The organism is Pseudogracilibacillus amylolyticus (SeqCode) (assembly GCF_051918545.1).
Lineage (GTDB): Bacteria > Bacillota > Bacilli > Bacillales > Amphibacillaceae > Pseudogracilibacillus.
On sequence record NZ_JBPPZG010000028.1, the window covers coordinates 1 to 18518 of the forward strand.

Below are 18518 nucleotides of genomic sequence, written 5' to 3' on the forward strand. Positions count from 1 at the left end.
AAAACACTGCGCAGCTCTTCTTCCGACTTTTTGCCGAGAACGAAGGCGTGGGAGAATACCGCGCAGCTCTTCTTCCTACTTTCTACCGAGAACGAAGGCGTGGGAGGACACTGCGCAGCTCTTCTTCCGACTATCTGCCGAGAACGAAGGCGTGGGAGAATACCGCGCAGCTCTTCTTCCTACTTTCTACCGAGAACGAAGGTGCGGGAGGAAACCGCGCAGCTCTTCTTCCTACTTTCTACCGAGAACGAAGGCGCAGGAGGACACCGCGCAGCTCTTCTTCCGACTTTCTACCGAGAACGAAGGTGCGGGAGAATACCGCGCAGCTCTTCTTCCGACTTTTTGCCGAGAACGATGGTGCGGGAGGACTCCGCGCAGCTCTTCTTCCGACTTTTTGCCGAGAACGATGGTGCGGGAGGACACCGCGTGGCTCTTCTTCCGACTTTTTGCCGAGAACGATGGTGCGGGAGGACTCCGCGAAGCTCTTCTTCCGACTTTTTGCCGAGAACGATGGTGTGGGAGGAGACCGCGCAGCTCTTCTTCCGACTTTTTGCCGAGAACGAAGGCGAGGGAGGACTCCGCGAAGCTCTTCTTCCGACTTTCTACCGAGAACGAAGGCGCAGAAGCATACCATGAACTCTTCTTCCAATTTTTATCAATATCTAAGTGCGAGAAAGAGTTTTTCTTTTTCCATGTGAAAATTCAGATGTTCATCGCCGGTAAGCTAACAGTCGGTTCCAACACAGTAAATGTATTATTAACTGTATTCAAGTTGGCTCTCGCTCCGATTGGTATTGCTGCTTTATAGTAACCATGTCCAGTAGTAACATTAGTCATTAATGGTTTACCTAAAGGAGCAATCACTCCATTGATAAGGTCAGCATAAGATGTATTATATGCACTCGGACAATTCGTGCACTCCCCCATTACAATACCAACACAATCATCAAATTTTCCTGCTAATTTTAACATGTTTAAGTATCTGTAAATCGTATTCGTCGGTTCATGGGTATCCTCTAGAAATAGTATTTTTCCTTCTGTATCAATTTCATATGGGGTTCCAAGCGAACTGATCAGTGATGTTAAATTTCCACCCACAATTGTTCCAGTTACATTGCCAGGAATAACACTCGTTTGTGGTATACCTTGGGGATTTTCTATTACTCTAGAAGGCAATACTACTGAGGTTGCTGAAAAGAACTGATTATAATTATATGCCGGTGTGCTAGGTCGAAAATCGAGTAATAGTAAACTGTGAAAAGTGATTAAGTTCGACATTTGTGTAAGCGTATTTAACAGAGTCGTAATATCACTATATCCTGAGATAATTTTAGGGTTATTTCTAATTACATCATAGTCTAAAAAAGGAAGGATTCCGTCTACTCCAACTCCTCCTCTTGTTGGCAGAATCATTTTCACGGTATTATTTTCAAACATATTCATTAAATCTGCTGCACGTTCTTCCGGTGACCCAGCTAAAAAGCCTGTCGCAGCATAAACATTTTTTCCTAAAACTACATTAAATCCAAAGTTCTCTAATGTTTGAATACCTCGATTGATTACCATTGGACCAAGTGGACTTCCCAATGTCACGATTCCAATCGTATCCCTTTGTTCTAAAATAGACGGTCTCACTGCCATTTTTGCCACCTACCACTTTTGTTTTTATGCTACATTAGCCTATTCAAGTTGATTTAATTGCGTGACACTTGCTGATAATAGCTTACGAAACCACGATCCACCTATAAATTTACTTTTACTAACCATAGATATCTAAATAGTAGATATCTCTTAACAGTGCTAACAATTATTGCCTTATGCTATAATATAAGTTAGACTATATGCAAAATTCATTTAATTTTATAATTATTTATTTCTATTTGAGGAGGGAACTTTTTGAAACAAGTATATTCTTCAATTGATGAAGCTGTTCGTGATGTACATGATGGGGCAACAATAATGGTTGGAGGCTTCGGTCTTTGCGGAATTCCTGAAAATGCAATTCATGCATTAGTTAAAACTGGTGTAAAAGATTTAACCGTTATTTCTAATAACTGTGGGGTAGATGATTTTGGGCTCGGCTTACTATTAAAAAATCAACAAATTAAAAAAATGATCGGCTCCTATGTTGGTGAAAACAAAGAATTTGAACGCCAAGTTATAGAAGGAATCATTGAAGTCGAATTAACCCCTCAAGGAACGCTCGCTGAAAAAATTCGTGCTGGAGGTGCCGGAATTCCTGCTTTTTATACACCGGCTGGGGTTGGTACACAGATTGCTGAAGGTAAAGAAACTCGAACATTTAACGGAAAAGAGTATGTTCTTGAAGAAGCTTTAACTGCTGACTTTAGTTTTGTAAGAGCGTTAAAAGGCGACAAAATGGGGAACTTAATTTATAACAAAACAGCAAGAAACTTTAATCCAATTATTGCGGCGGCAGGAAAAGTAACAATCGCTGAAGTGGAGGAGCTTGTAGAAGTCGGTGAACTTGACCCTAACTATATTCATACCCCAAGCATTTATGTGCAACGAATTATTCAGGGTGATCAGGAAAAACGGATTGAAAGACGAACAGTTGCCACGGCAAATAATTAAGTGAGGAGTGAAAACATGAGTAAAGCAAAAGTTCGTGAAAAAATCGCCCGTCGAGCGGAGAAGGAAATTAAGGACGGATACTATGTGAATTTAGGGATTGGTATGCCGACTCTAGTTGCCAATTATATTTCGGATAATAAACATGTCGTGCTTCAGTCAGAAAACGGCCTTCTTGGAATTGGTCCTTATCCAACTGAAGAAGAAATTGATGCAGACTTAATAAATGCTGGCAAAGAAACGGTGACCATGATCGATGGAGCTGCATTATTTGATAATGCTGAAAGTTTTGCGATGATACGTGGTGGTCATATTAACCTCGCCATTTTAGGTGGAATGGAAGTTTCCGAAACTGGTGATTTAGCAAACTGGATGATTCCAGGAAAAATGATTAAAGGTATGGGTGGTGCAATGGACCTTGTTCACGGTGCCCAACAAATCATTGTTATTATGGAGCATGTTACCCGTGACGGTGAACCGAAAATTTTAAAAGAGTGTACCCTGCCACTCACAGGTAAAGGTGTCGTAAATAAAATTATTACGGATCGAGCTGTCATAGAAGTTACAGAAAATGGTCTCGTCTTACTTGAAGTTGCAGATGGATTTACAGTAGAGGATGTCGTAAATTCTACAGAAGCAGAACTAACCGTTAGTGAAAAATTACTTGAAAAAGCATATTAAATCTAAAAAATCCCATTCGCCAAAAAGATGAGTGGGATTTTTTATGTTTGCGTGTACGCGACTCTGCATGTTGAACATGCCACTTTGCATCTTTACTGCGACTCTGCATGTTGGATGAGTCACTCTGCATCTTTTTCGGCGACTCTGCATATCGAACGAGCCACTCCGCATCTTTTACGACGACTCTGCATATCGAACGAGTCACTCCGCATCTTTTACGACGACTCTGCATATCGAACGAGTCACTCTGCATCTTTTTCGGCGACTCTGCATATCGAACGAGCCACTCCGCATCTTTTACGACGACTCTGCATTGCGGATAAGCCACTCTGCATCTTTTACGGCGACTCTGCATATCGAACGAGTCACTCCGCATCTTTTTCAGCCACTAAGCATGTTTTCTAGCCGCCCATAATTGCATGAATTAAAACACAAGTATAGCCCGATATGACAATAAAAATGATTTCTGCTATAATGGCTTTGGAGTGAATAATTTCATATGTACACTACTAGGGGTGCCCAAATATGCGGGCTGAGAAGAAATGCAGATTATTTCTAACTCTTGTGAACCTGATCTAGTTTATACTAGCGGAGGGAAGTAGTAAATTGTTAATGTTTAAGTTTAGTTAACTACAAACCAGGTTCCGTGTTGAATCTGGTTTTTTACTATTTTATAAGCTAACACCCCTTTCGAATTGGTTTAAGAGGAGGAGGTCAATGAATCAAACAAGATTACTAACGACGATGGCGCTATTAGTAGCTATTGGAACGCTGGGATCTCAATTGATTTGGTTTCCCGCTGGTGTTGCGAAAGCTTATCCGGTCCAACATGCAGTGAACGTTTTGGCTGCGGTAATGCTAGGCCCTGGGCCAGCTGTTACAATTGCTTTTGTGATTGGACTACTTAGAAATATGTTAGGACTAGGATCATTACTTGCGTTCCCGGGTGGAATGATTGGTGCGTTTTTAGGCGGTTACCTTTACAAAAAGTTTGGAAAAAAATACTTTGCCGCACTAGGTGAAGTTGTCGGAACAGGAATTATTGGTGCGTTATTCTCCGTTCCATTTGCAAAAATTTTAATGGGAACGTCTTTTGGTGCCTTATTTTTCATTCCCCCTTTCTTAGTAAGCAGTATTACAGGTGCTGGAATTGCTTTATTTATCGTTTCTCGCGTTAAATATGAAAATTTTATTCAATTAAAAAATGAGCAAAAATTATAAAAGGAGTTGCTTAACATGAAAGAAGTAGCTTGTTCTTTAACAATTGCAGGGACTGATCCATCAGGGGGTGCTGGAATTCAAGCTGATTTAAAAACTTTTCAAGAATTACAAAGTTACGGCATGTCTGTCATTACGTCAGTAGTTGCGCAAAATACAACCGGGGTTCAAAGTATTCATCATCTTCCTTTACAGATGATTGAAGATCAGTTAGAATCTGTTTTTTCTGATATGCCAGTACATGCATTTAAAACAGGAATGATTGCCAATATTGAGATGATGGAAATTATTCAAGCAAAAGTTAAAGACAAGGATATCCCTTTTGTTATTGATCCTGTTATGGTTGCAACGAGTGGGGATGCATTAATAAATGAGGATGCAAGAGTTTACTTACGAGACCAATTAGTGCCACTTTGTAAAGTAATTACACCTAATATACCTGAAGCGGAATTTTTAACCGGTGAAAAAATCACTTCAACTGAAGCGATGCAAGATGCTGCTAAAAAAATTGTTCATGAATATGGTGCGGGCGCTGCGCTTGTAAAAGGCGGACATCTTGTCGGGGATGCGGTTGATTTTTTATATAATGGAAAAGAAATGTATACATTTACAGAAAAACGCATTGATACAGTAAATACCCATGGTACAGGATGCACGTACTCCGCTGCAATCACTGCTTATCTAAGTCATGGTCTTTCATTGATTGAAGCAGTTGAAAAAAGTAAACACTATGTGACCGAAGCAATTAAACAATCGTTTGATTTAGGTAAAGGAAACGGACCAACAAATCATTTTGCAGTGAGAAAGGAAACCATTAAACTATGAAGGCAATCGACCAAGTAAGAAAAGCACAGCCGTTAATTCATCATTTAACGAATCAAGTTGTCATGAACTTTACTGCAAACGGACTGCTGGCTTTCGGCGGCTCTCCAATCATGGCAAAAGAACCGGCGGAAGCACGTGATATGGCGAGCATTGCCAACGGTGTACTCATTAACATCGGGACAATTGTAGAAAAAGAACTTGAAGCAATGATAATCGCTGGACAAACTGCAAATGAAAGAGGGATTCCAGTCGTCCTTGACCCTGTTGGTGTTGCCGCTTCTAATTTTAGAAAACAAGCAATTCGGACATTGTTTGAAAACATTTCTTTTACTGCTGTTAAGGGCAATGCCGGTGAGATGGCGCATTTAGTTGGAGTCGCTTGGGAAACAAAAGGTGTAGAATCCATTGATGATGATATTTCAAAATTGGAAAAAATTGCTCAACTAGCTGCGGAGAAATATAATACTTTAGCTGTTGTGACTGGTGAAATTGATATTATTTGTTATAACGGAAAAGTTAAAGCAAACAGAACTGGACATGAGTATTTAACTAGAATTACAGGTGCAGGATGCCTCCTTGGCTCCATTCTCACCGCTTGTTTAACAACCGAAACAGAAAAAATAGATGCCGCTTATGAAGCAGTTCATTTTTACGGTGCAGCTGCAGAAAATGCTGCTATAAGAAACGAGGTTAACGGAACAGGTACCTTCCTCCCTGCCTTTATCGATGAACTTGGAAAATAAGGAGCAAATAAGATGACACAGCAAAATTATTTACGAAAATACTTTATAATGGGTAGCCAGGATTGTGACCGCGATCCAGAAATTATCTTACAAGAAGCAATTGACGCCGGTATTACCGCTTTTCAATTTCGAGAAAAAGGAAAAGGATCGCTTAACGATGAAGCAAAAATAGATCTTGGGAAAAAATTACGTGCGCTTTGTCGTAACCACAATATTCCATTTTTCATTAACGATGATGTGGAGCTTGCAACAACACTTGACGTTGATGGGATTCATGTCGGCCAAGATGATGAAAAAATCGCTAACTTACGAAGCGAATTTCCAAATCTACTTATTGGCTTATCTGTTTCTAATGAAGCAGAGTTAAAAAGAAGCCCGATTCATTTAGTCGATTACGTTGGAGCAGGCCCGATATTTGGAACAACTTCAAAAGACGATGCTAAAGCTGCTGTCGGTACTGATTGGATAAAATTTTTACGAAACAAGCACCGCTATCTTCCTATTGTTGGCATCGGCGGGATTAATACATCGAATGCCCAGCAAGTGATAGAAGCAGGAGCAGACGGGGTTGCTGTTATTTCGGCGATTACGAAGTCAGAAAATATTTATACTACTGTAAGCTCGCTTTGATAAAATAATTATCCAGTCCGTTTAGCGGATTGTGAAAAGGCCAATAAAATATTTATGCTGCTTAGAGCTACAACAATTAAAAATAAATAAAATATGATGGAATCGCCTGCTGGATAAATACCATCACCTAGATAACCCATTATGACGACATTTAGTCCAGAAACTAAAATTGCAGTAATGGAAAAAAGCCCGACTATCAATGTATTGGCCCCCATTTTACGTTTCAAGAGACTTATTAATAAAAATAATATGATCACAGAACTCAAAATGAAAATAATTAAAATTATTCTCATATATAAATAAATTTCTAAACCTTCCAATTTCATAATCTCCTTAATATGATAAAGCCTAAATCGATATGAGATTTAGGCTTTTTATGTTATTAGTAAATTAATATGAACTGCTACCCTTTGCCCCTGTTACGATAGCAATTCCTGCACTCGCACCAATTCTATTCGCACCCGCTTCTATCATCGCTTTAGCAGTTTCGAGGTCACGCACCCCACCCGATGCTTTTACTCCCATTTTAGGACCGACAGTCTGGCACATCAAGCGTATATCTTCTACTGTTGCCTGCCCCGGTCCAAACCCAGTAGAAGTTTTTACAAAATCTGCACCCGCTTCTTTTGCTAGTAAACAAGCATGCTCTTTTTCGTCGTCCGTTAAAAAGCCCGTCTCAATGATTACTTTGACAACAGCTTGGCCAGCAGCAGCATAAACAACTTGTTTAATATCGTGATAAACTGTCGTCTCATCTTTTGACTTTAAGGCACCGATATTTATAACCATATCGACTTCCGTTGCACCAGAAGCAATGGCGTCCCGAGTTTCAGCAACCTTGGCAAAGGTACTCGTCGCCCCTAATGGAAACCCAATCACCGTAGTTACCCCTACATTCGTACCCATTAATGCTTTTGCAGCGGTACGTACCCACGATGGATGAATACAAACTGTTGCAAACTCATATTGTTTTGCTTCTTCACAAAGTTTTACGATGTCCTCTTTTGTCGCCTCCGGTTTTAAAAGTGTATGATCAATCATACTTGCTATACGTTTTTCTACCATTTATGTCTCCCTTTCTTTCATCGATTAAAAAAAGTCGGTTAGAAATGTTTGTTTTTGCGGAATCATTTTCTCTAATTGTTCGATTGCCGAGACCTTCCCATCAATTAAATGATGTGCCAATAACTCTTGTGGGCGTTTGAATCCTAGACAAATCGATGTGAATTGCTGAATCGTACAGTTGATATCGCCACTTCTTAAGCCTTTTACTTTCGTTACTACTGTTTTCCCAGACTGTGTCCGAATGTGATAGCAGGCACTATTTTCAGGAAAAGATTCATCTTCAATCAAAATGTGAACGGAACCTTCTGCCTCTGTAAATGGGTAATCTTTTAAAAAATTATCCACATCGACAATCCGAGCCATCGCAAAGGTTTCTTTCTCTTGTTTAAAAAATGGATTTTTTAATTTATAAGGCAGTAAATCATTTTCAGGAACGATCATTTTCACTTCTTTAGCCATGGAATCATGATTTCCAATAAATTCATAAAGCAAATGCATCCCATTTAACGACGTATAAGCCATTTCTATCACAGTAAATACTTCATCTCTCACTTTATAGATGATATATCCCTCTGGATGACCTGTCTCGTGATAAGCCACTCTAATCTGTGCCACTTCATCTGTAAGTACGCGCTGTTCCCACCATTTTTCATTCCGTTTAAGCATGCCATTATACTGTTTTGCGTACTTCTTGTAGATTGAATCAAGTAATGAGATATCATCTGTTCTTCGTATATAGCCATTTCCATTCCAATCTTCTTTTAATATTCTAAGTGGGATTGTATAACGTTGATTCATAAATGATAATTCCCATCCGTACTTTCTATAAAACCCAACATGAAAAGGATCTAAGATAGAAATCGTTTGTCCAGCTTGCTTCATTTCTTTTAAGGCCTTTAACAATAACTTTTTTGCAATCCCCTGTCTGCGAAATTCTGGCCATGTCGCGACAGAAGCAATCCCTCCCATTTGGTAGACTGCCCCATTGATATACATTTCAAGTGGGATAATATGCAGTTTCCCCGCTAAAGCCCCATCTACCATATACCCTAAAATTGAGTGACGCTCGACTTCCTCTATTTTCACCTTACGTCGTTCATCACTCATTGTATATTGAAAGGCAAATTGTGAAAGAGATATAATTTCTTCAACGTTTTCTTTAGATAACTTTTTTATACCCTCCATCTGCTACCTCCTTCATTTGTTAGTTTCATTCTAGTGAAAGATAACATGATCGTCAATGCTATTAAGTGAACTAATTACCTTTCTAATACAACCTTAGAAAACTTGGCTTATCGTTAAAGAAAACATGCCCTTATCACTAGGGGTATGCCGACGGTTAGGCAGAGAGCCTGTTCTTAGTCGGCCTTCTTGGCGAAAGCCAGAGGTGATGTTGCACTTATGCTAAGTAAGTGCAAGCCTTGGTGAGAGTATGAGTTGCACTAGCAGATAGGAAAGTTTTATACTTTTGTATGAAAACAAACCTATTTTCAAGATAGATCGTGGCTCGCTAAAGGAGTGCCATGCTGGTTTCCTATCTGCTAATCAAAAAGCACGAGAAATCTCCCGTGCCCTCCGACTTATGCTTACGTTAGATTATTTTAAAGAACAAGCGTCTATTACTCATGTCTAAGTGCATCTATCGGACTTAATTTTGATGCTTTATTTGCTGGTAAGATTCCAAACACGATTCCAATTAGTGCTGAGAACCCAGCACCGATCATCACGACGATTGGACTTACAACGGCTGTAAAAGGTAAAAACTGCGAAGCGACCATAGTAACCAACATCGCAATTCCGATTCCAATTATTCCACCGAGCAATGTAATCGTCATTGCTTCGATTAAAAATTGCGAAAGTATCCTACCTCTTGTTGCTCCGATTGCTTTACGTAAGCCAATTTCACGTGTTCTTTCTGTAACGGATACGAGCATAATATTCATTACACCTATACCTCCAACGAGCAACGAAATACCAGCGATGCTACCGATAACGAGTGTAATGATAAGATAAAATGATTGAAACTCTTCTTCATATTCACTCATATCCCAATACGTGTACATCCCATCCTCTAAATTTTTCAATTCTGTAAGACGAGAAGCAGCCGTTTCTGCAGTTTCTGTTAATGTTTCCGCACTACTAGCTAAAATCTGAATTTGCTGTATTTCAGGCGCTCCAAACATCATCCCATTTAATGTTCGAGGCATTAATCCTTCTCCGTTGTCCCAACGATACTCTTCTGGAATAGTAGATTTGTAGACACCTACTAACTTGTACGGATTTCCATCAATTTCAACGATTTCCCCTACTACTTCTTCATCTTCTTTAAATAATTTATCACGTGTATAATCATCAATCATAATTACACGATTCATATTATCATTATCTTGTTCCGTAAAAGGACGACCTTCTAACATTTGTATATTTTTACCGTAAAAATAGTCCCTGCCCACTCCAACTATTTCAATTTCTATTTGTTTTTCATTATGAATCAAATTTCCCCAGCCTTGATTAATTCCCATCGCAACTTGAACCCCTGGAACGCCTTGAATTTCTGCCAAGTCTTCAGATGTTATTTCTGGTTCTATCCACATCATTTCTCCGCCATCTTCAGAAGGAAACGGCTCATAATATAGTTCAATAATGTTTTTATCCATACCGAATAAATCATCGGTCAGTTGATTTTGTGCTCCTGTACCAATAGCAACAATAATTATTACCGCACAAACTCCAATAATGATGCCAAGCATTGTTAAAATAGAACGTATTTTATGATTCCAAATGGAAGATAGTGCAATTTTAAAGCTTTCCATTAAGTTCATACATCTATCCTCCGTTCCTCGGTGATTACACCGTCACGAAGAAAGATGGTTCTGTTTGCATATGCAGCAATTTCCTCCTCATGTGTTACGACTATTACCGTTTTCCCTTCCTCATTTAACTGCGTAAATAATTCCATAATCTGTAGACCTGTTTTTGAATCAAGTGCTCCTGTTGGCTCATCTGCTAAAATAACTTCTGGATTATTCACTAGTGCTCGTGCAATACAAACACGTTGTTTTTGCCCACCTGATAATTCATTTGGTAAATGCCGGGTTCGATCAGCAAGTCCAACCTTTGCTAGCATCTCTTCGGCTCGCATTACTCGTTCTCTCTTTTTGATATCTGCATAGACAAGTGGTGCCTCGACATTTTTTATCGCATTCAATCTAGGCAATAGAAAGAATTGTTGAAAAACAAAACCAATATGTTTATTTCGGAGCCCAGCTAATTGGTTTTCATGAAAAGCAGTTATTTTCTCACCATTTAACTCATAGTCTCCAAATGTTGGCGAATCTAAGAAACCAATGATGTTCATTAATGTAGATTTTCCTGAGCCAGATGGCCCCATAATTGCAATAAACTCCCCATCATCTATTTCTAGATTTATATCATGTAGGACAGGAACTTCTAGTTTACCAGATTTGTATATTTTACTTATATTACTCAACTTCATCATAGGAGGTCACTTCCATTCCATCATACATCTCAAAACTTGGAGTGATTACAACTAACTCTCCTACTTCTACTCCATCAGTAATTTCAATAAATTCATCATTCATCGTACCAGTCTCTACGTCTCGTCTTTCAAGCACTCCGTCAATAAGCACATAAACAAACGGAGCCTCTTCCATCATCCCGTCTTCCATACCAAACATGTCATCCATCATATCTGCGTCTTCATCATCTTCACCCATCATCATATCATCCAAAAGAGCTGAATGCGGGACAACCAGTTTTTTCTCGTCACCCCCAATAGTTACTTCTAAAGAAACATGATAACCTTGTCTTAATTCCTTTGTATCATCAGTGATTTCCACTTTGAACGGATACATAGTGACATTCATATCACCACCACCGTACATGTCCATTTCCCCTCCCCCTTCATCGGTTGGGAATTCAGAAACAGACTCTACCTTTCCTTTCCATTCTCGATCTTTAAACACTTTTGGGCGAATGACTACATCTTGTCCAGATTTTATCTTGACACTATCAAACTCGCTCATCGTACCAATCACTTTAAATGGTTCATTTGATACAATATGTACAATTGGTTCTGTTGTTCCTTCTTCTGTTCTTTCTAAATTTTTATTTACTTTTACAACGGTACCATCCATTTTACTTTTTACCGTCAATGCTTTTTTCTGTTCATCAATCCGATTTATTTCCGCTTGCGCTCCTGAAACTTCCGCTTTAGAATTTTCTATTTCAAGTGCTAACTGATTCTTTTCTAATTCAAGTTCCCGAATATCTTCATCCGTTATGAAGGTTCCTTCTTCATCTGAACTCTGCCCATTTTCTTTTGCCTTTTTCATCTCTTCTATTTGTTTTGCCATTTGGTTTAATTGATTTTGAATCGCTTGCGTATTATTTTGTAGCATATCTCTTGAACGTACCGCTGCATTCAGCTCATTATCTACCTCTGTACCATCATATACGAATAAACTGTCCCCTTTTTTTACTTTATCATTTTCTTTTACGTTAAATTCTTTAATTTCTCCATTTTCAGGTTCTCCATACACTTTTTGTTCATTTTCAGCGACTATTTTACCGGTTACTAGTATCGTCTCTTCCATTTTTTCTTCTGTTACTTCCTGAACAAGAACTTCCATTTCCTCAGGATCCATCTGATCTACCGTACTTACTCTCCCTTTAAACGCATAAATAACAGCCATGACAACAATAAGCGTAAGTACCCCTGCGCCTATTAATATCTTTGTTTTCTTTTTCACTCTTTTCCCCCCTTGAACCACTTATCGTATTAATCGCACAGTACACTAAAAGTATAAAACACCCAATGTATCATCCGCTTAATACAGTTGTTTTAATTATAAAGTGCAAGGCTTGGAAAAGCAAGCACTGATTTACCCATAGTAAAATCAATACGACTGAACGTGCTTTTCTTACAATCAAAAAAGTATTTGGAACCAACGGTTAAAGGGTGGTTAAAAACATGGAAAAAGACCTACAAAAATCAACCTGCTCTAAGAGGACTTACATCATGACAGTGTTAATGACGATAGTCCCATTTTGTTGATCTTCATTGAATTTATTCAGGTAATTATGGTCATATTTTTATCTCTTTCTCTATCACCTTTATCCCTCATTCACAAGTTCATATTCTTTATATAGATTATGATAATATGTATTGTTATTAATTAATTCATCATGTGTACCTATAGCCACTATCTCACCCTTGTCTAAAACGACAATATTATCTGCATTTCTAATGGTAGAAGCCTTATGAGCAATGACTAAGGTAGTTCGTTCATGCTTGAATTTTAATAATACTTCTTGAATCTGTTCCTCTGATTGATAATCTAATGCAGAAGTTGCTTCGTCTAAAAGAAAGATAGGAGCATTACGCAATACCGCCCTAGCAATCGATATTTTTTGCCGTTGTCCTCCAGATAAATTTGCTCCACCCTCACCTACTTCTGTCGCCAATCCATTTGGCAAATGATGGATGAGATCATATAATTTTAATTCTTCTAATAACATGATTATATCCGACTCTTTGGCATCTAAATTTCCATATCTTATATTCTCTAAAACTGTACCGGAAAATAAATACTGATCCTGGCTAACAAAGGAAAAGTAACTCATTAACTCTGTATAGGCCATCTTACTAATATCTTTATCGTTAATCTCAATCGAACCTGAATAAGGAAAGAACCCTAATAAAAGCTTGAAAATAGTCGATTTTCCGGACCCGTTGTGTCCTAAAATAACGACAAATTGGTTCTCTTTCACTTCTAAGTTAATATCAGATAGGACTTTCTTATTTTCTTCCTTGTACGAGAAGCTTACATTTTTCATTGATATGTTACCTCTCTCTCGCCCCACCTCATGTTTTTGTGGAAATGTATCGAATTGTCTTTTTTCCTTAAATACACGGAATATCCGATCGCAAGCAGACAATGATTCCTGGGTTAATCCCCAAACCTGCGCTAACCCAGAAAACGGCCAAACAACATGATTTAATAATTGTATAAAAGCTAATAGAGCACCTACTGTAATGTCACCTATTAATACGTAATAAGCTCCTAATCCAAAAGCAATCAAAAACGTAAGAAATCCAATTGCCTGTGAAGAACCTTGCATAGCCGCTTGTGCTTTCCCTTTTTGTATATCATAATGAAAAATTCCCTTAGTTAACCCTTGAAATTTCTCAGCTACAGTACGACCAAGTAAATATGTCCGCACAAAAGGGATATTTTTTACTATTTCTTGAACAAAACTCTGACTGTGAGCAACTTGCTCTTGTAATTTACCTGATACCTTTCGCATAGATGAACCAAAAACTTTTCCAATCAAGATAATTAACGGACCGATCAGACCACATACTAAGGCTAATTGCCATTGTATTTTCAATAGGAAGATAAATGCAGCTATAGCAACTAACGGACCCTGTAATAGACTAATAAATGTACTACCCATTAAATCTCCCACTACATTGACATCATTAATTATTTTTGAAGAAATCTCTCCGGATTTCGTTTTATTGAAGTAGGAGATCGGTAACTTTAAATGATGATTAAATAATCGAACACGTAAATCGTTTCTGATGTATGAAGAAATATAGTTCTTAACTAATACATCATAATAATTTTGAATAAATGTTAGCCCTAACAATACAACTCCGATAATTAATACAAAACGAAACTGGCCGATATTACCAATCAAAGCTGAATCTGTAATATTCATCATAAACCATGGCAAAGCTAAATCTAGAAATATTCCGGCAAATAAACTAATAATGAGTATTACATATATGAGCCATTGCTTTTTTACGTAAGCCAATAATTCCGATTGAACACCCTTCATTTTACATCCAACCCCCCTTGCAATCATCTCGTTTTTTCACAAATAATGGATGATAAATTTAATTACTTTTAATTTATACTTGTTTAACATTGTTACGAAAAATTCTACGTAAATGTTTTATGAGAAAATTTTCCCGGTTTATGAATATAGTAGTATGTCTGATAAGATTATCTATTTTGGTACCGCTTACATTAACTTTCATCTATTATAACATTATAATGATTTTAACTATATAATGACATTACCATTTAAAGGAGATCGATGTCAAGATGTGATAATTGCTTGTAAGTAAGAAATAGTCCACTTTTTCACTATTAAGAGGGAATGAATAAGTAAATTCTGAGTTTGTGTAGCGAACAAAGCACGGCATCTCACCCATTTAGAGAGGTACCATGCTTTTAGTACAAATATTTCTCATTATGAAATGCAAATCATGCCTTCCATGAAAATCGTAAAAGCTGAACAGATATTCTGCTCAGCTTTTATGTTGTTCAGCAAAAATTCGCATTGCCTCACACATGAATGTTGCCAATCCTTCTCCAAATTGATCGATATTATTCGTAAACCGGTTATCAGCTACATACATCTCTCCCAACCCTTTAAACGCATCCAAGGAATATGATCCTATTTTATTTAAGTACTCCCACCATTGTTCAATTGCTGCTTGTGCCTCTTCTGAATCAGGTGCAAGATGACGAATTTTTGCTAACCGTTTAAAAGTATCTTCCAATTCCTTTTCCATCTTTTGTTTCTCCCCTTTAGTCCAGCGATCTTTCTTCGCATTTGCTTCATCAACTGCTGTGTCTCCCCATCTTTCCCTTGCCTCTTCTTCATAGTTATTTTCATCAAAATTAAACCCTGAAAACTTCTCTTCCATGCTCATCTCAATCTCTCCTTTTTTATATTGAATTGTCTTATCAATTGTTTGAATAAGACTGCGTATGTTTTCCCATTTTTCCATTAGAATTTCTCGGTGCATTTCCAAAGCTTCCAACTGATTAAACGTAGGACTTTCAATGATTGCTTTAATTTCTTTTAAAGGCATTCCCAATTGTCTAAAAAACAAAATTTGTTGCAACCGTTCCAAATTTCGTTCAGAATAAATACGGTAACCGGAGTCGTTTATTTCACTAGGAGTGAGCAGTCCTATTTCATCATAATAATGAAGTGTCCTTACACTAATCCCTGCTAGATCCGCTACTTCTTTCACTTTCACTTCTTATTCCCTCCTCTAATTAGTACTATAAAGGATAACGTTACGTGATAGTCAATGTAAAAAGGTAGAAAGGATGAATAAATTGATAAACATTTTAGCTGTGGATGATGATGAAAGCATTTTAAACCTTATCCATATTCATCTCACCCGTTCCGGATATAAAGTTTTAAAAGCGAACAATGGAATCGAAGCACTCGATCTTATTGAAAATGAATTACCTGATTTAGCTGTAGTTGACGTAATGATGCCACAAATGGACGGCTTTACGTTAACAAAAAGATTAAGCGAAATGGATATTCCAGTCCTTCTTCTTACGGCTAAAGGAGAACTCAAAGACAAAGAAAAAGGATTTCTCGCCGGCTCAGATGATTATGTCGTCAAACCTTTTGAACCAAAAGAGCTGTTATATAGAATTCAGGCAATTTTAAGACGATACGATAAGTCTCTTGAGCCGATTATCCAAGTTGGTTCCATGAAAATTAATCGTCAAAGCTATGAAGTAGAGATTGATAATAAAACTTTATTCCTGCCATTAAAGGAGTTTGAATTATTATCCGTAATTGCTTCTCGCGTTAATCATGTATTTACTAGAGAATATTTAGTTGAACGAGTTTGGGGATTTGATTACGAAGGAGATGACCAAACTTTAAACGTGCATATTAAACGATTAAGAGAAAAGTTTCGAAATATATCTTTTTCAGAAATAAAAATCACGACAGTTCGAGGGGTTGGCTATAAACTTGAGGTGACTTCTGCATGAAATCTTTATACGGAAAATTCCTATTTTTCACGATTGGAATTATGATTTCCAGTGCTTTACTCGCCTTTCTTATTGTTAATACGTATTATCATCAACAAATGCGTGCCCAGAATGATGAAAAAAATATGACTATTGCGGAAAGTATTGCTAACTTTATCCATTTACAAAACGATGATATAGATTTAGAAGAGTTTTTATCTACTCAGTCAGATGTCGGGTATAAATTAATTTTATTTGATGAAGATGCGAATAAAATGTTGTTTGGTAATGATTTTCGTTTAGATAACTTACCCGTTGAATCGGTTTACGATGTTTTAAGCGGGAAGCAGTATCATGGCATGCGTGACCTCCCTAAAGAAACATTTGTAACTGGTTTTTTCTCCGATGAATCTGCCAATACGGTAGGTACTTCATTTACATATAAAGGAAAAACGTATGCCCTCTTTCTTCGGCCAGATATAAAAATGCTCTTTTCGGAAGTGCATATACTACTTGGCGGACTTTCTGTAGGAATGGCGGTTATCAGTTTACTAGCAATGCTTTTTGTAGCGAGAAAATTGATTCAACCTATTTCTGTATTAACGGAAGCAACGAAAAAAGTAGGAGCAGAACAGTTTTCCTTCACTCTACCGACCAATCGCGGAGATGAAATTGGAGAACTCGCAACTAGTTTTCAAAAAATGGCTGAACAGCTGCGGGAGTCGGACGAAATGAGAAAACAATTTATTAATGATGTTTCCCATGATTTCCAAACTCCTTTACAAAATATAAAGGGATATGCCGACCTACTCCAAGAAAAGCAAATAACGGAAGCCGAGCGAGTCGAGTACACGAAAATAATCAAATCGGAAACAGAACGCCTTTCCGTTTTAACAAAACAATTATTACTCTTAACTTCCTTAGATTCATTATCTTATGAACTAAAAATGAAGCCTATCCAATTGGATGAGCAAATAAAACAAGTTTTACAACGTTATCGCTGGTTAATGGAGGAAAAGAATATTTCACTGATCTCTGCTATTGGTTCGATTTCCATTTCAGGTAGTGAAGCTTATTTAGAAAAAGTTTGGGAAAATATTTTGTCTAATGCACTCAAATTTACTCCAACTAGTGGAAGGATTGAAATCACCGCCGTAGAAAATCAGGACTGGGTACTGGTGAGTGTTCAAGATAGTGGAATTGGAATCGAAGAAGAAAACATTCCTCATTTATTTGATCGATTTTATCGGGTCGATGATGCAAGACATCAAGATATTGAAGGGACAGGTTTAGGTCTTGCGATCGTTAAACAAGTTATTGAACTGCATGAAGGAAAAATTGAGGTAGAAAGTAAACCGAATCAAGGAACAATTTTTAAAATTTCCTTGCCAAAATAATTGTAATCTCCCGTTCATGTTCCGTTCATCTTCGGAATATACAATAAAGACAGCATTTGAACAGGAGGAATTATCATGCATGAAATTTGGAGTAAACGACTAATTCGTTTTTCCGCAATATTTGGACTAGTTGGTGCAGTATTAGGTTCCCATATGGCTGGAGCAGGCTCTCTTGCCTTTCGACCTGTGCATGCCCACATATTAGTTGTCGGCTGGTTGTCATTATTTGCCTGGGGAATTTATTATAAAGCATATCGTGTGAAAGCACCAAAATTAATGGCTGCTCAAGGATGGACCGGAATTGTTGGTGCTACCGGTTTATCGATCGGACTATGGATGCAATATTTGCAGCCGTTTGGCGATGTTAAAGTAATTATATTACCAATATATATAGGTGGCGGAGTAATTTTACTTCTTAGTTTCTTTTTATTTTTACTCGTTACATTTTCGGGTGAGGCGGAAAAGTAATGTAAAAAGTGGTTGGACATAATTAAAGATTCCACTTTATACAAATAATTTTAGGAAGAATATTAATCCTAAAATGT

The 18518-nt window shown here is 37.7% G+C and carries 18 protein-coding genes and 1 riboswitch; of the genes, 9 read left to right on the forward strand and 9 right to left on the reverse strand.

All coding sequences use genetic code 11. The annotated features are described in order from the left end of the window. Positions 1-702: 702 nt before the first annotated feature. Complete coding sequence (locus ACPYKA_RS05095; protein WP_479541306.1) at positions 703-1641, reverse strand: S66 peptidase family protein; 939 nt, start codon at positions 1639-1641, stop codon at positions 703-705. Between the two features lie 255 nt (positions 1642-1896). Here ACPYKA_RS05095 and ACPYKA_RS05100 point away from each other — a divergent pair, with 255 nt between their 5' ends. The 6 genes from ACPYKA_RS05100 (at position 1897) to thiE (ending at position 6689) form a co-directional block, all read left to right on the forward strand. Beyond that, a complete protein-coding gene (locus ACPYKA_RS05100; RefSeq protein WP_479541307.1) occupies positions 1897-2595 on the forward strand; it encodes a CoA transferase subunit A in 699 nt (232 codons plus the stop codon). Between the two features lie 15 nt (positions 2596-2610). Further along, entirely contained in the window at positions 2611-3273 is a 663-nt protein-coding gene (locus ACPYKA_RS05105) for a CoA transferase subunit B (protein WP_479541308.1), read from the forward strand. A gap of 501 nt (positions 3274-3774) precedes the next feature. Continuing rightward, positions 3775-3887, forward strand: a riboswitch (TPP riboswitch). A 103-nt stretch (positions 3888-3990) separates the two neighbouring features. Then, on the forward strand, positions 3991-4494 hold the full coding sequence (gene thiW / locus ACPYKA_RS05110) for an energy coupling factor transporter S component ThiW (RefSeq protein WP_479541309.1): 504 nt from the start codon (positions 3991-3993) through the stop codon (positions 4492-4494). A 15-nt stretch (positions 4495-4509) separates the two neighbouring features. Next, positions 4510-5316 (forward strand): bifunctional hydroxymethylpyrimidine kinase/phosphomethylpyrimidine kinase, encoded by an 807-nt coding sequence (thiD, locus tag ACPYKA_RS05115; RefSeq protein ID WP_479541310.1) that lies wholly within the window; start codon positions 4510-4512, stop codon positions 5314-5316. Further along, the gene (thiM, locus tag ACPYKA_RS05120; protein ID WP_479541311.1) at positions 5313-6059 is read left to right on the forward strand and encodes a hydroxyethylthiazole kinase; all 747 of its coding nucleotides are present in this window, start codon (positions 5313-5315) and stop codon (positions 6057-6059) included. The genes thiD and thiM overlap by 4 nt, the downstream gene beginning before the upstream one ends. 12 nt (positions 6060-6071) lie before the next feature. After that, complete coding sequence (gene thiE, locus ACPYKA_RS05125; protein ID WP_479541312.1) at positions 6072-6689, forward strand: thiamine phosphate synthase; 618 nt, start codon at positions 6072-6074, stop codon at positions 6687-6689. A gap of 8 nt (positions 6690-6697) precedes the next feature. Here thiE and ACPYKA_RS05130 read toward each other — a convergent pair whose 3' ends face one another. From ACPYKA_RS05130 to ACPYKA_RS05165, 8 genes are all read right to left on the reverse strand, one after another. Continuing rightward, complete coding sequence (locus ACPYKA_RS05130) at positions 6698-7009, reverse strand: hypothetical protein (protein ID WP_479541313.1); 312 nt, start codon at positions 7007-7009, stop codon at positions 6698-6700. A 70-nt stretch (positions 7010-7079) separates the two neighbouring features. Then, positions 7080-7754, reverse strand: a complete 675-nt coding sequence (gene deoC / locus ACPYKA_RS05135; protein ID WP_479541314.1) for a deoxyribose-phosphate aldolase — start codon at positions 7752-7754, stop codon at positions 7080-7082. 24 nt (positions 7755-7778) lie between these two features. After that, the gene (locus ACPYKA_RS05140) at positions 7779-8939 is read right to left on the reverse strand and encodes a GNAT family N-acetyltransferase (protein ID WP_479541315.1); all 1161 of its coding nucleotides are present in this window, start codon (positions 8937-8939) and stop codon (positions 7779-7781) included. A 434-nt stretch (positions 8940-9373) separates the two neighbouring features. Further along, positions 9374-10576, reverse strand: a complete 1203-nt coding sequence (locus tag ACPYKA_RS05145) for an ABC transporter permease (RefSeq protein ID WP_479541316.1) — start codon at positions 10574-10576, stop codon at positions 9374-9376. Beyond that, entirely contained in the window at positions 10573-11253 is a 681-nt protein-coding gene (locus ACPYKA_RS05150; RefSeq protein WP_479541317.1) for an ABC transporter ATP-binding protein, read from the reverse strand. Before ACPYKA_RS05150 ends, ACPYKA_RS05145 begins: the two co-directional genes overlap by 4 nt. Next, the gene (locus ACPYKA_RS05155; protein ID WP_479541318.1) at positions 11237-12526 is read right to left on the reverse strand and encodes an efflux RND transporter periplasmic adaptor subunit; all 1290 of its coding nucleotides are present in this window, start codon (positions 12524-12526) and stop codon (positions 11237-11239) included. The genes ACPYKA_RS05150 and ACPYKA_RS05155 overlap by 17 nt, the downstream gene beginning before the upstream one ends. A gap of 364 nt (positions 12527-12890) precedes the next feature. Next, a complete protein-coding gene (locus tag ACPYKA_RS05160; RefSeq protein WP_479541319.1) occupies positions 12891-14621 on the reverse strand; it encodes an ABC transporter ATP-binding protein in 1731 nt (576 codons plus the stop codon). A gap of 475 nt (positions 14622-15096) precedes the next feature. After that, positions 15097-15837: a MerR family transcriptional regulator gene (locus ACPYKA_RS05165; RefSeq protein WP_479541320.1), complete on the reverse strand. Its 741-nt coding sequence runs from the start codon at positions 15835-15837 to the stop codon at positions 15097-15099. 85 nt (positions 15838-15922) lie between these two features. Between ACPYKA_RS05165 and ACPYKA_RS05170 the strand changes: the two genes are divergently transcribed. The 3 genes from ACPYKA_RS05170 (at position 15923) to ACPYKA_RS05180 (ending at position 18441) form a co-directional block, all read left to right on the forward strand. After that, positions 15923-16597 carry a response regulator transcription factor gene (locus ACPYKA_RS05170; protein ID WP_479541331.1) on the forward strand — a complete coding sequence of 225 codons (675 nt, stop codon included), beginning with the start codon at positions 15923-15925 and terminating at the stop codon, positions 16595-16597. After that, entirely contained in the window at positions 16594-17973 is a 1380-nt protein-coding gene (locus ACPYKA_RS05175; protein WP_479541321.1) for a sensor histidine kinase, read from the forward strand. The genes ACPYKA_RS05170 and ACPYKA_RS05175 overlap by 4 nt, the downstream gene beginning before the upstream one ends. Before the next feature lie 75 nt (positions 17974-18048). Continuing rightward, entirely contained in the window at positions 18049-18441 is a 393-nt protein-coding gene (locus ACPYKA_RS05180; protein WP_479541322.1) for a hypothetical protein, read from the forward strand. The last annotated feature ends 77 nt before the right edge of the window (positions 18442-18518 follow it).